The organism is Pseudanabaena sp. 'Roaring Creek' (genome assembly GCF_001402795.1).
Lineage (GTDB): Bacteria > Cyanobacteriota > Cyanobacteriia > Pseudanabaenales > Pseudanabaenaceae > Pseudanabaena.
The window spans coordinates 1-14,161 of record NZ_LIRE01000671.1; the positions used below are offsets into that span (position 1 = coordinate 1).

10 protein-coding genes are annotated in these 14,161 nt (G+C 44.8%); 3 read left to right on the forward strand and 7 right to left on the reverse strand.

The genetic code is table 11. The features are described from left to right. The first annotated feature begins 436 nt into the window (after window positions 1-436). The gene (locus tag AC805_RS18255; RefSeq protein WP_055076709.1) at window positions 437-2,473 is read left to right on the forward strand and encodes an alkaline phosphatase; all 2,037 of its coding nucleotides are present in this window, start codon (window positions 437-439) and stop codon (window positions 2,471-2,473) included. A gap of 54 nt (window positions 2,474-2,527) precedes the next feature. After that, entirely contained in the window at window positions 2,528-2,977 is a 450-nt protein-coding gene (locus tag AC805_RS18260) for a carboxypeptidase-like regulatory domain-containing protein (RefSeq protein ID WP_055076710.1), read from the forward strand. Window positions 2,978-3,207: 230 nt separating this feature from the next. Here AC805_RS18260 and AC805_RS18265 read toward each other — a convergent pair whose 3' ends face one another. The 7 genes from AC805_RS18265 to AC805_RS18295 all read right to left on the reverse strand — a co-directional run bounded on the left by AC805_RS18265 (window position 3,208) and on the right by AC805_RS18295 (window position 12,646). Beyond that, the gene (locus tag AC805_RS18265; protein ID WP_072143672.1) at window positions 3,208-5,661 is read right to left on the reverse strand and encodes an arylsulfatase; all 2,454 of its coding nucleotides are present in this window, start codon (window positions 5,659-5,661) and stop codon (window positions 3,208-3,210) included. A gap of 225 nt (window positions 5,662-5,886) precedes the next feature. Then, window positions 5,887-6,804 carry an EAL domain-containing protein gene (locus AC805_RS18270; RefSeq protein WP_055076712.1) on the reverse strand — a complete coding sequence of 306 codons (918 nt, stop codon included), beginning with the start codon at window positions 6,802-6,804 and terminating at the stop codon, window positions 5,887-5,889. Between the two features lie 246 nt (window positions 6,805-7,050). Then, window positions 7,051-8,358 (reverse strand): threonine synthase, encoded by a 1,308-nt coding sequence (thrC, locus tag AC805_RS18275; protein WP_009628610.1) that lies wholly within the window; start codon window positions 8,356-8,358, stop codon window positions 7,051-7,053. 249 nt (window positions 8,359-8,607) lie between these two features. Beyond that, window positions 8,608-9,372, reverse strand: a complete 765-nt coding sequence (locus AC805_RS18280; protein ID WP_055076713.1) for a class I SAM-dependent methyltransferase — start codon at window positions 9,370-9,372, stop codon at window positions 8,608-8,610. Between the two features lie 190 nt (window positions 9,373-9,562). Then, on the reverse strand, window positions 9,563-10,387 hold the full coding sequence (locus AC805_RS18285; protein WP_055076714.1) for an AraC family transcriptional regulator: 825 nt from the start codon (window positions 10,385-10,387) through the stop codon (window positions 9,563-9,565). Window positions 10,388-10,646: 259 nt separating this feature from the next. Next, complete coding sequence (locus AC805_RS18290; RefSeq protein WP_055076715.1) at window positions 10,647-11,666, reverse strand: glycosyltransferase family 2 protein; 1,020 nt, start codon at window positions 11,664-11,666, stop codon at window positions 10,647-10,649. A 14-nt stretch (window positions 11,667-11,680) separates the two neighbouring features. Beyond that, the gene (locus AC805_RS18295) at window positions 11,681-12,646 is read right to left on the reverse strand and encodes a glycosyltransferase (RefSeq protein ID WP_055076716.1); all 966 of its coding nucleotides are present in this window, start codon (window positions 12,644-12,646) and stop codon (window positions 11,681-11,683) included. A gap of 195 nt (window positions 12,647-12,841) precedes the next feature. Between AC805_RS18295 and AC805_RS18300 the strand changes: the two genes are divergently transcribed. Beyond that, window positions 12,842-13,978: a glycosyltransferase family 1 protein gene (locus AC805_RS18300; RefSeq protein ID WP_055076717.1), complete on the forward strand. Its 1,137-nt coding sequence runs from the start codon at window positions 12,842-12,844 to the stop codon at window positions 13,976-13,978. Window positions 13,979-14,161: the final 183 nt, after the last annotated feature.

Below are 14,161 nucleotides of genomic sequence, written 5' to 3' on the forward strand. Positions count from 1 at the left end.
CTGAGCGAAGTCGAAGCTGTAGTTTTTATTTAAATTATCTATATTACGGTTTTCAAATGAGTGCGTACTCATTTGAAAACAAAAAACAATCCTAGTAGAAGCTATTGCAGTTTTCATTTTGCCTACGGCAAAATGAAAACTGCAATAGCTTCTATCCAACAACTGCTAACCGAGTAGATTTTTGGGTTTGTGGAAGTGTGCCCCGATGGGCGGCACTTCCACAAACCCTTTAGGATTGCTATAGCTCCGCCGCAACGATTTCTCATAGCCATCGTCGCTAGTGGAACTACTGATATCGGGATTACTCTACTGTAATTTCTTATCCTTCGCTTAACCTTAACGTGATGGTTTCCATGCTTTGATCGATTTGTCAAAATGTTACAGCAATCATCCCATGAGACTCACTAATTACTTATCCAAAGATTGCCGAAGCAAAATGCTGAATGCTATTGCTAGCAAGCTTGCTAGTAATAGTAAAATTGCAATCCTATTTGTAGCGATCGCGTTGCCGTTGCTCTTAATTAATTTCTCTTTTATTCCCGTCGCCTTGGCAGAGAAAATCCCTACAACAGTTGGGAAGGTGAGAATCTGGCCGACAAACGATACAACATTTTTAGTTAATCAAAGATTTGACCTGCGGATTGAAAATACCATTCCTGCTAAATCAACTCCTGCGTTGCAATCCCTAATTATCAACGGTCAAGACTATACCAAAGCATTTCAGGAACAAATTGCCAAAGAGCTAGCGATGTCAGGTGGCAATCTCGAAGTGGGATTACCTGCCGATCCCAATCTTTTTGGTCAGTCATGGCGCAACTTTAGCTTTGATAAGGCGGGAGTTTATGAGGTAATCGCCACACTGAAAGCTGACAACAACGCTGTCACCGCCAAAAATATCTACAAGGTGCAAAGATTTGAACTTGCAGGCGATCTCAAGAAAATCATCCTGATGATCGGCGATGGGATGGGTAATCCCTTACGCACAGCAGGGCGGATTATGGCGCATGGCTTTAAAAATGGCAAGCGTACCGATTTGCTGAATATGGAAAAAATGACGGAACTCGGTCTCGTCAGTACTTCCTCTCTGGATAGCATTATTCCCGACTCCGCGAATACAGCGATCGCCTTGACCTCAGGAGTAAAGACCATCAATGGTTCGTTAGGAGCCTTCCCTGATAATACTCCTAGCAATCCTCTCGACAATCCGCGCATTGAAACTCTTCCCCAATATATGAAGAGGTTATATGGTTGGGGAATTGGCTTTGCGACAACTGCCTTTAGCGTTGATGCCACTCCCGCAGCAACCTTCTCCAATCTGGTTTCGCGCCGTCAATACGATGCGATCGCCCAACAGTTACTCGATCATTTTGAAGATGGCTATGCGCTTCCCGCGACAGGATTTAAGAGTCTAGCCGAACTCAGCCAACCCGTAGATGTAGCCCTAGCTCCAGGAGCGCGTTACTTCTTACCAAAGAATAAAGTTGCGGATTTTAAAGATAACGTTTCGCGCAAAGACGATAAAAATCTCGTAGAAATTGCTAAGAGTAAAGGCTATAGCGTTGTCACTGATGTAAATAGTCTTGAGACTGCCCCAAACAATAAACCGATTCTAGGCTTATTTCTCGGTGATTTTCGTCCTAAGTCAGCCTTGGGAGCGCAGAATATTCCCTCGGTGCTAGATATCATGATCGCTAGAGGCAAAGCTACCATCGACGGACGCGGCGCAAAGTCTCTCAAGCCTCCCGTTCCCGCAGAGTTCGCCAAGATTCCTACCCTTCCTGAAATGACCCAAAAAGCGATCGCTGTCCTTGATACAGTCTCGCCCAAGGGCTGGATTTTGTTGGTGGAATCTTCGCAAACTGACAAGCTTGCCCATTCCATCGATACCGATCGCGTACTGTATGAAGTCCTAACCTTAGACAAGTCCGTGGCGATCGCTCGCGATTACGCCCAACAGGATGGTAAGACCCTAGTACTTGTTACCTCCGACCACGCCCAAGGTGAAACCGTCGCTGGTACTGTCGATACCCTCAGCATTAGGGAAAAGCGCATCGATCTAAGAGATGCCCTACGTGCCTTTGAGAATGCAGGATTTCCCACCTATAGCGATCAAGATAACAATGGTTATCCCGATGAAGCAAACCCAAATATCAAGCTAGCTTTAGGTGTATCAGCCCGTCCCGCCTTTCGGACGAACTTTCTGACCGATGACTTCAATCTCAATCCTTCGACAGATAAGGACGGCTCGATCGTCAACCCCGATCGCGAACCCGATGGGCTATTACTGACTGCCGATTTGGAGCGGAAGGAAACGATCTCCAATCATACCGCCGATGATGTCGTTCTCAATGCGGAAGGGATTGGTAGTTCCCTATTTCGCGGATATATGGATAATGTGGAAGTGTTTCAACGCATGGCAGCCGCTATTTCTGGTGCAAAAGACCGTAGCGATTTACCTAAGCTGTTTGAATAGGTAGAAATACTTCCTACCTACGCTAAAGACTAATATTCAGATAAAACTACATCAATGGGTGCAATCACGATGATTCGTCTCAAAAAATTTCAGCTTCACAACTTCTCTCTTAATAAACCAAATCGTTTTTGGTTTATTAGCTTAGCTACCATTTTTGTATTTGCGATCGCCATAATCGAACCTGCTTACAGTTTCTTGGGACATCCCCAAGGTGACAGCATTCTCTATGGCAAGGTTGCGGACACGCGCCATTGGGCAGGTGTAACGGGTGATAATTTACTTAAAAATGCGAAGGTAACAATTAATTCGTCACCCGCTCAAACTACCTACACTGACGAGAAAGGGCAATTCTGGTTTAATGGCTTGCGTGATATCCCCTATTCTGTGGCTATAGATACTAGCGATCGCCATTATTCCTTCAGTGTCAATGTCGATGGTACGACTGGAAGTTTCTTCGACCTTGCTGCCGAAGAACACCATAACTTAAAAGAGCTGGATTACTAATTATCCTAAGTTAAGAAATGGCTACGCCATTTCTTAACTTAAAAACCCCTACTGGGTTTGGTTTTTTAATTCACAAAAGTGTTGTCACGCTTTCGTGAATTGGTATTAGAGAAGTGTCAAAGCTTTGCGCTCAAATCCAAACTAAGAAAAATTTTGAAAGTGTTGCAAAGCAACACTTTCAAAATTTTTCTTGTGGTTCTTTTGATCGAAAATTGCTGTAGCTAATTTACTTACAGTAAATCAAGCTTGACCCGCTCTAAATTCCCAGTGAATTTAAAAGGAACTTGATAGCTATCAACTACAGAAGTACCCGTATCCTGACCGACATCAAAGGATTCGTCTGAGCCGATGCGGAAGCTGACGGTTTTCTCGATGCGACCTTCAGCAACCTGTTTATCATTGATGAATAGCTTGCCAATGCCCCCCGCACCGATACCACTACCATCGTAGGCAAAGTCAAATTTGACCGTCGATTTACCGATCGCTACGGGTTCAGAAGATTGAATAATCGTGCGATCGCTATTCAGGTAGTTATAGGCATAGGTAGGTTTACCATCTTTTAAGAAGAGACTCCAGCCTGAAAAACGCCCGCCTTGGGTCACTAGAATTCCTTCTGCGCCAGCTTGAGCATCAATATCCGCCACGATCCTGAAGGAACGATTTTTGGTGTTAGGAGCACTACCTTCGGTAATACCCGTAACCGCAGTGTAGTAAATAAAGCTATTCCGACCCGTCGTTACACTGGGGCGAGTATTCACATCAAAGCGCTGAACCGTGCGATCGTCTAAGGGCAGAACTTGATATTTCTTCGCTTCCTTCAGAAATAGACCTTGCAATTCAGCCAACTTTTGGGGATGCTCTTGGGCTAAATCCTGCGATTCGCTAAAGTCGCGATCGATATGGTATAGCTCCCATTTATCTTCATCGAAGGTGGTGTTTGAAACGCGCTCCCAAGGCAAACGACCGTGACGTGCTGCCGCCACCCAACCGCGATCGTAAATGGCACGATTGCCAAGCATCTCAAAGTACTGAGTTTTATGCGTGGAAGCTGTAGCAGGATCGTCAAAGGAATAAACAAGGCTGGTTCCTTCAATGGGTTTCTGTTTTGTGCCATTGACTAGCTTTGGCTCTTTAATACCCACCGCTTCTAGAATTGTAGGAGCAATATCGATTACATGATGAAATTGGCTGCGAATACCGCCCTTATCCTTAATGCGATCGCCCCAAGCGACTACTAAACCATTGCGAGTACCACCAAAGTGAGAAGCGATTTGCTTAGTCCATTGAAAAGGGCTATCGATCGCCCAAGCCCAAGCGGCATGGAAATGATTGAAGGTTTTAGGGCTACCCAAATCATCTATTGTAGCCAGCACTTCTTCAGGACTTTCTGCAACACCATTATAGAACTTGAATTCATTCGCACCGCCCGTCAAGCCCCCTTCTGCACTACCCCCATTATCACCAGCGATGAAAATAATTAGAGTATTATCCAATTCCCCAATCCGCTCGATCGCATCAATGACACGACCAACCTCAGCATCGGTATGACCGAGGAAACCTGCAAACACTTCAAATTGGTGAGCATAAACTTTCTGCTCCGTAGGTGTGAGGGAATCCCATGCAGGGATTTGCGCAGGACGGGGAGTAAGTTTGGTATCCGCAGGAATGATCCCGAGTTGCAGTTGACGCTCAAAAATATCGGCACGTAATTTATCCCAGCCTTGATCGAACTTACCTTGATATTTATCTATCCATTCCTTCGGGGCATGGTGAGGGGCATGGGTTGCTCCAGGAGCAAGGTAAGCAAAGAAGGGTTTATCTGGGGCGATCGATTGCTGGGTAAGAATCCAATTAATCGCATGATCGACGAGATCGGGAGTGAGGTGATAATCGGGTCGATCTAGAGGTTGCTGAATATGTTGGGTATTCTCCACCAAGTTAGGAGTCCATTGATTGGTATTTCGACCCAAAAATCCATAGAAATAATCAAAGCCTAAACTAGTCGGCCAGCGATCGAAAGGACCGACGGCACTAGTTTCATAATCTGGAGTATTATGCCATTTTCCGAAAGCTGCCGTATTGTAGCCATTGCTGCGTAATATTTCCGCGATCGTTGCCGCACTACGAGGGAGAATTGCCGTGTAACCAGGGAATCCCGAAGCTCGTTCTGTCGTCACGCCCGTACTTACGGAATGGTGATTGCGTCCCGTTAGTAAGGCGGCTCTGGTGGGAGAGCAGAGGGCGGTGGTATGAAATTGGTTGTAACGCAAGCCCCTTGCTGCCAAGCGATCTAGGTTTGGCGTTTCAATCAATCCGCCAAAGGTACTTGTCTGACCAAACCCCACATCATCAAGGAGAACTAGCAATACATTGGGAGCTTTCGCAGGAGCTTGAACTAGTTTCGGAAAGTCGGGTTGCGATTCCTTATAAGTTGTACCGATCTTGCCCTTAAATGGCGTTTGTGGGATCGGTAAAACATCGCCATAATAATCGCCATAGTCACCAAAGGCGGGTAAAGAGAAAAGGCTAGAACCCATTAAGGCGATCGCCATTAAAAAGGCGATCGCTGTTTTAGTATTCCTTGCAATAATAAATTTCAATATATATTGAAAGATAAACCTAAAAATAAACTTAAAAGCTATGTTTGGGTGATTTCTCTTTGAAGAACTTATAATTCCTGTCATTATCGCCTGAATTAAAGACTAGTAAATAAGTAGCTAGGCATAAATAAACTTAAAACCTAGAAGAGCATACCGCCCGCGTAGCGGACAGTATGCTCTTTGGTTTTGGGTTTTAATTATGCCGAACTACTTATTTTTATCACAAAGAACGCCATTTCTTAATTTGGTATGAACTTCGCAATATGAGTAGCGTCACTTGGCGTTGCCACTCATATTGCGAATCCACTTCTATTTAGATTCAAAAATAGATTGAATGAAATCCCCAATCACTTCCCAAGCATGGCGATTGGGAAAGATATCGATCCCTATCAGACTTTTGAAGATATATAACACAATCAAAACCGCAATAATTCTAACGATCAGTAAACCGATTAACCCAAAGGTGATCGGCTTATCCTGTGGCTTACCCAAGGAATATCCTTGGACAGCTCTCACCCCCAAATCGTTAGCAAATTTTAGGGATAACTTATCATCAATTCCTTTCAAAACACATTGTTTTTGGAAAGCTCTGGTCGTATAGGCGATCGCGATCGCTAGCTGTTTTTGGACGGGAGATAGGTTCTTTCTGGAAAAGCTGCGATCCAGTTTGAGCATCGAAAACGGAAATTCCTGTATCTGAAACAAACTGAAGAATCTACCCGTAAAGTTATCAATGACAACATAGAAACCCATCATTCTTAACTCTGTCATAAATAGCAATACTAGGGACTGCTTTTGCCAGAGAATTTCTTCTTCTATCTCAAAACTAATGCGCTTGGCTGAAACTTGATACTGACTGAGCCAAGTATGGAGTTGAGGGAGAAATTTTTGGTCTTCAAAGATTTCATTGGATAGATTAATTGAGACCTTGACATTCGTCTGTTTCGATAATAACTCTATCGATTTTTCGACCACAATCCGATCTAGCTGATTGAGGAGTTGCGTATTTTGTAAAGCCGCTAATAATTCTTGCGGTTGTCTTAATTCCCCTAGCTCGTCGCGCCAACGCACTAACACTTCGTTATGTAAGACCTTACCCGTAGTCAGCTCATACACTGGCTGAAACCACAACTCAATCTTTTCGGCGGCTAAGCGAATTTCTGGAAATCCTTGTTCTAGCTGAATATCAATATGCGCCGTGGTTAGGGGATTAAATTCGGTTTCCATCGTGGTTCTGAAGTGTTATACCAATTCCCAAAAGTGTGGCTACACTTTTGGGAATTGAAAACCAAACCCAGTAAGAGTTTTAAAATCACAAAATGGCTACGCCATTTTGTGACTTGGTATTAGTTGGCAGGCAGATTAGAAGAGCGTACCGCCCGCGTAGCGGGCGGTACGCTCTTCTGATTGTGGCGCTGAACTACTTACAAAATAAGGACAGAACTATGTGATGCCCTTACAGCACTTTGCAAACTAGACGGAAACAGTTTGCCACTCTAAACGCTCAAGGGTATGAGAACGCTCTAGCGCCCGCTCAAAACTATCTAGTTTAGGTTCGATCAAGAAGGGTTCGCCAACATAGCCTTGAATCGCTTCCTGAGTCTTTAAGCCATTACCTGTAATGTAGACGACAGTGGTTTCTTCGGGATCGATTTTGCCTGCTTCGACTAACTTTTTGAGGACTGCGATCGTGGTTCCACCAGCAGTCTCGGTGAAGATACCCTCAGTCTCAGCGAGTAGTTTCATCGCTTGGATGATCTCATCGTCGTTAACGGATTCAATATTGCCGTTGGTTTTGTGAGCAATGTCGATCGCATAGATCCCATCCGCAGGATTACCAATCGCCAAACTCTTGGCAATGGTTTTAGGTTTGACGGGGGTAATAAAATCGCGACCTTCCTTGTATGCGGAAGCGATCGGCGAGCAACCCTCAGCTTGTGCACCACTGAAGCGGACAGGCTTACCTTCTACTAAGCCCACCTTTACAAACTCGTTGAAGCCCTTATAGATTTTGGTAAACAGGGAGCCAGAGGCAAGTGGGGCAACGATGTGATCGGGCAACTTCCAACCCAATTGCTCGATGACTTCATACCCAAGGGTCTTAGAGCCCTCAGAGTAGTAAGGGCGCAAGTTAATATTGACGAAGCCCCAACCGTGGGTATTGGCGACCTCAGAACAGAGGCGATTCACTTGGTCGTAGTTACCATGAACGGCAAACACCTTGGGATTGTAGATCGTCGTACCAAGGACTTTGCCTGCCTCAAGATCGGAAGGAATGAAGACACAACACTCTAAGCCAGCATGGGCAGCGATCGCTGCGGTGGAGTTGGCAAGATTGCCCGTACTCGCACAGGCCACAGTGGTAAAGCCTAGTTCGCGAGCGCGGCTGAGAGCAACGGAAACGACACGATCCTTGAAGCTCAAGGTGGGCATATTAACGGCATCGTTTTTGATGTAGAGATTTTTGATGCCGAGACGTTTGGCAAGGCGATTTGCCTTGATCAAGGGAGTCATGCCAGTGGATACATCAATATAGTTGTCAGTCTTGACAGGGAGAAAATCACGATAGCGCCAGATCGAAAGAGGACCTGCTTGAATCGTTTCGCGGCTGACCCTAGCAGCAATCGCATCGTAGTTATAGGCAACTTCTAGGGGACCAAAGCAAAGTTCGCAAACATGCATTGCCTTAGCTTCATACTCTGCACCGCACTCTTTGCACTTGAGATTACTAAATGTATCGACGCGATCGCTGGTGTAAGGAGAAACAATGGTTGCAGTCATGGTCTTAGTTACCCTTTGGTTCGTTAAAGGTTTTTTGTGATTTCTTGATTGTAATGAAGATTAACATAGGGATTTTTGGTCGTCAAATATACCAGACTATTTTAGTCGGGTATGTAGTAACGTAAGGTTTGCTCAGCGATAAAACCCAAAAGATGAGTGGCGGCGCTTCGCGCCGCCACTCATCTTTTGGGTTTGCGTTGGGGGAAAATCCCCCCCAGAAAGTGGGCGATTCTCGCTCACCTTCTGGGGCTAAACAACATCACCCACTACTACGGCGATCGGTACGGCATAGTGGATGCACTCGTTTTTATAATGGGCTCCCACCCCGAGGCGATCGATCCCAATATCTGCTTGGAAAATCTGGCGAATTTTTTCATCATCTCCTAATTGGGGGAAAGAAGCTGCTAACTGGCTTTCTAACTCCAGTTCGACTTTATAAAAAGCCCATTCCACGTTTTGAAGATTTGCGCGATCGATTAATTGCGGAAATTCTTCGAGGGTTAAAGCATGGGTATGGGAGGGATCGCGAAGTTTTTCAAGGCGATCGTAAGCCTCGATTTTTTCTGGTGGTAAAGCTACATCGGCGATTAGGATGCGACCACCTTGACGACATACGCGCCGCATTTCCGCCAAAACTTCTTGAGTCTGTTCAAAATGATGAAATGCATAGCGACTCACGACCAACGAAAAACTTGCATCGGGAAAGGGTAATGTTGCAATATCGCCTTGGAGCCAAGAGAGATTTGTCAAAGAAATTTTTTGAGCGAGCCGATCTGCCTGTTCTAGCATTGCAGGTGTAATGTCAATGCCTGTGACATGGTCAGCAAGTTTTGCGAAAGCACATGCAACGATCCCGCTGCCACAGGCAACATCGAGAACTGTATCGGAATCAGATACCCTTGCCATACGGATGAGTAAATCTAGGGATTCTTGGTGGTTATGGGCGTATAGTTGGGTGAAGGGAATTGCCTGACGGGTGAACTGATCGACGATCGCTTCTTGGTGGGTTGTCATGACTGGGGAATATATGGATAAATTACAACTGGCTCTACTCTAGAAAATGAAGGGCATCGTAATCTTGCACGTTCTTGCTCTATTGAAGTTGCTATTGAAAATACTAAGTAGCTAAGCCCCAAAACCAGAGAGCATATCGCCCGCGTAGCGGGCGGTATGCTCTTCTAAGTTTTATGTTTACCTTAGCTACTTATTGAAATTGCCTTTGATATTGCTTGGGGGTGATACCTACAAATTTTTTAAAGTGCCGATATAGATGGCTTTGATGGGCAAAACCGACATCTTGAGCAACTTGGGCGATCGCTAAGCCCTGAGATAGCAACTTTTTGGCTTTTAAAACACGCACTTGGATTAAATAGAGATGGGGTGGCAAGCCCACGGCTTGACAAAAGACACGGCTGAGATGAAAAGGGCTGAAATGGGTCAGCATCGCCAACTGACTCAAACTTGGATTCTCACGGTAATTAGCCTCTAGATAGTCACGAATCAGTCTTACTACTTGGGGTTCATTCCCATGCTCCTTGATACCTGTCGTCGGTGCGGTCAGCACACCAATCAAAAGTGTAAGGGTCTGGATTAAATAGGTCTCTTGCTCGATCGCTGAAGATGGATTTTCTAAAACGCCAAAAAGTTCTTCGAGCTGTCGAAATAGGCTTTTATTTTCAAGGATTGGATTCCGAAAAAAGGGGATTTGGGGCGATTGCCCATTTATTTCGGAGTTAGCTCTTTCTAATAGCTGGATGCTTGGATAGATAAGATGTTGGTCGTAGCCCCCAAAATTTTGGGTATAGCAGGCATGAACATCATCGGGATTAATGACCACAATCGATCCCAATCCAATGGGATGGGATTCTCCTTTGTGGTTTAGGGTTGCAGTTCCCCGTTCGATAATACCGAGGGTGAGAGTTTCATGGGTATGTCGAGAACTGGAGCGGACGATATTTCTAGCGTGAAGGACTTCTAGGTCGCCAAGGTCGCCAACACACCAAAATTTAGTCCGATCGTTATCTGTCATATTTCGTAAAGGCAATTAAAGAAGCAATAAGTAGTTCTGCATAATTAAAAACCAAAACCAGAGAGCATACCGCCCGCGTAGCAGGCGGTATGCTCTTCTAGGTTTTAAGTTTACTTATGCTTAGCTACTTACCAAATTTTAGTCCTTAAGGCTCTTGCGGATAAAAAATGTCCCACTCAGTTATCTAGCTTCGACTCCGCTCAGCTAAGGTTGGCTGAGCGGAGTCGAAGCCACAGGTACTTTAATTACTAGCAAGTCCCTAAGCTTTATTTTTAGCGATCGCTTTGCGCTGACTTTTACCCGTGAGTTGGAGAGCAAAGCTCTCGATACTATTGTATAAACCACGGGGTAAAATCCAGATTGAGTAAGCGGCAAATATTGTCAAAAAAGTGCGTCTTGGTTCATAGATTAAAATTTTCCAATTACTGGCTAAAGCTCGATTCACCAAAGCCACTCCCGCTTGACGATCTTGATTGCGAATGGCGCGTCGAGCTAAGTAACGTAGCTGATAGGCGCGGGCTAGGGATTCCCATTGGGCGAGAAATTTTGGAGCATAGGTGCGAGTTTTGGCGATCGCTTTTTCCCAAGAATCTAGCTGCTTCATCATGTTTGCGGAAAGCCCCCCAGAGTTAACGCGATAGAGAGTAAGGGCTTCGGGAATACCTTCGAGTTTCCATTTCGTGGTTAAGACAATGCGAATCCAGCATTCAATATCTTCCGATTGACGGAATCGATCGTCAAAATAGAATTTCTCTTCCGTACCGTAGAAATTATCGATAAATTCAATATCCTGAAATACAGCTTTGCGGATAACTGGAACCGAACCATTACTAATGGGATTGCGACAAAGCACTAATTCAGGCGTTATGTTTTTAATTTGGGGAATTTGGTAGTTACCAAGCGGTTGACTGTCATCATCGATAAATTCTGAACTACAAAAGCTCACGCCGATCGCGGGATTTGCATCTAAGTGCTGTACGTGTTTTTCGAGTTTTTGCGATCGCCAAACATCGTCAGAATCGAGAAAAGCCAAATATTCGCCCTTAGCATGACGAATGCCCGTATTGCGTGCGCCTGCCAAACCTCTATTTTTTTGATGGATGATTTGGATTCTCGCATCGGTAAAACCTTCGCAAATTTCAATACTTTGATCCTTTGATTCGTCATCAATCACCAGTAGCTCAAAATCCGTAAAAGTCTGCGCCAAAACGGAACCGATCGTTTCCGCGATATACTTCTCGACGTTATAAACGGGCATGATTACAGAAACTTTGGGCATATGACTAATTTCCTTTAGAGCTTTTTAGTAAACTTTAATAAACTACCTAAGTGTCGCCAGTAGATCGCCAGTAACGTTAAAAAGGTGCGATGGGGTTCCCGTAAAAAAATGCGCCAATCGGAAGCGATCGCTCTATTGATAAAGTCTAAACCGACTGGAGACGGTAAACCCAATCGAAAAGCACGACGAGCCAAATACCGTAAATGAACGGCTCTCGCCAAAGAATAGTGACGCTTGACAAGCGCGGGGGCTTGCAATCTTGCTTTGTCAATCAACAAATCCCACCCCGACTCCATTCGACCCAGTGACGCGGAAAGCCCTGATGGACTAGCGCGATAGTAGATTAATACGCGATCGATTCCTTCAATCTGCCAGACCGCTTTCCCACGATCTTGATCTTTGCGCTGGTGACACATGACGCGAAATAACCATTCAAGATCCTCGGAATAACTCATATCCTCGGCAAAACCACCCACTTGAGAAAACACCTCAGCCCTTGCGATCGGGTTCGACATGGTCGTAGTGGGGTTCTCGTAGAGAAAATCTTCGGGTTTAAGGTTGAGAAGCCGTGAGGTCGAGATTTGTCCCGTGGGCTGACCTTCCCAACTCATGAATTCAACGCGAGCGAAACTTACCGCTAAGTTGGGATTAGTAGCAAAATGCTCCATATGGGCGGTTAGTTTCGCAGGTAGCCAAAGATCGTCGGCATCGAGAAAAGCAATAAATTTACCCTTTGCCAATTGAATACCGTGATTGCGAGTCGCGGATACTCCCCGATTGACCTGCGAGAAAACTTTAATACGGCGATCGCTATTTGCATATTGATAGGCAATTTCTAAGGTGTTGTCTGTGGAACCATCATCGATAATCAATAGCTCAAAATCGACAAAGCTTTGATTTAGAACCGATTCGACCGTCTGACTAATAAAACTAGCCGCATTATAAGCTGGCATGACTACAGATACAGCAAGATCGCCCATTGCCTGACCTCAGTGGCATAAATCTAGAAGAGCGTACCGCCCGCTACGCGGGCGGTACGCTCTCTCATTTTATTTTTTAATTATGCTGAACTACAGCTCAAAATATTAGTAAATGCTAGCAAGAATACTAATATAACTGTACTCTCTTTTATCTTCAAATTAATAGTAAAATTTTTCTCTAAAACCCCATAATTTATGAGCATACCTAATCTTGCCCTAGTTTTCAACTTTCCACAAAATAACTCCTTAAGTATGAATTTTTGTTCGGAAATGCTTCTGCATTATCTCCAGCAAAATCCTGACCCCTATTTCAATACCGCAGCCATTATCCCCGAACATTACTACCAAATTTTAACGCGCATACCTTGGCTCGGCAAAAAATTTCCCATTCGCACCTTAGACGCGATGTTTAACCACTTTTATGTCTATCCAAGGGCTATAAAAAAAAGACGCGATCGCTTTGACTATTTTCATATTTGTGACCATAGTTATGCCAATGTCGTCCACGATCTACCTAAGGAAAAAACGGGTGTATTTTGCCACGATCTCGATGCTTTTCGATCGCTTTTAGAGCCAGATAAATATCCACGTAGTTGGCATTTTAATCAAGGACAAAAACGAGTTCTTACGGGAATGCAAAAGGCAAAAATCGTTTTTTATACGACTCAAGAAGTGCGCCAAGAAATAGAAAAATATCAGCTTCTCGATCCTCAGCAACTAGTTCAAGCCCCCCTAGGAATCGCCTCTGAATTTACAGCGATCGCGTCTAAACCTTCTCAAGTATTAGCATCTGTGGGGCAGCAGCCCTATCTGCTGAGTATCAGTAGCAATCAAGTCCGCAAGCGGCTCGATATTTTATTGCAGGTTTTTGCGGGTATTCACGAACGTTATCCCGAACTTAAATTGGTGCGTGTAGGAGCGGAATGGACTCCGCCAATGCAGAAGTTGATTCAAAGCTTGGGAATCGGCAATAGTATCATTCGGTTGCAAGGGCTAGAGCGGAGCGAACTCGCAGAACTCTATCGCCAAGCGACGATTACCCTAGTCACCAGCGAGTCGGAGGGGTTTGGCTTGCCCGCGATCGAGGCATTGGCTTGTGGTTCGCCTGTGGTTGCGAGCGATATTCCCGTTCTACGCGAGGTGGGAGGTAATGCCGTAACCTTTTGTCCGCTAGATCGTATCGATGAATGGGTAACGGTTCTCGAAAATCACCTGCAAGTCCCTAGCGCCCAGCCCTCAAAAAGCGATCGCTTAGCTCAGGCTGCTAAATATTCTTGGACAGCCCACGCGAAAACGATTAGTGATGCGTATGAGAAACTTTCTAAGTTATAAGCTAAGTTATAAATTCACTCTAGAACTTTTGACTGAATTTTTAAAGCGATCGCCTAAAAACGATCGCTATTTTTTATTTGACCATATCTACTAAGTCTTTGAATAAGAGCTTAGTAGCCTTGGCAACGGCAGTCATTCTAATAAGTTTAACGGGTCTACCTCCCTCTTTCATATCGTCTACAA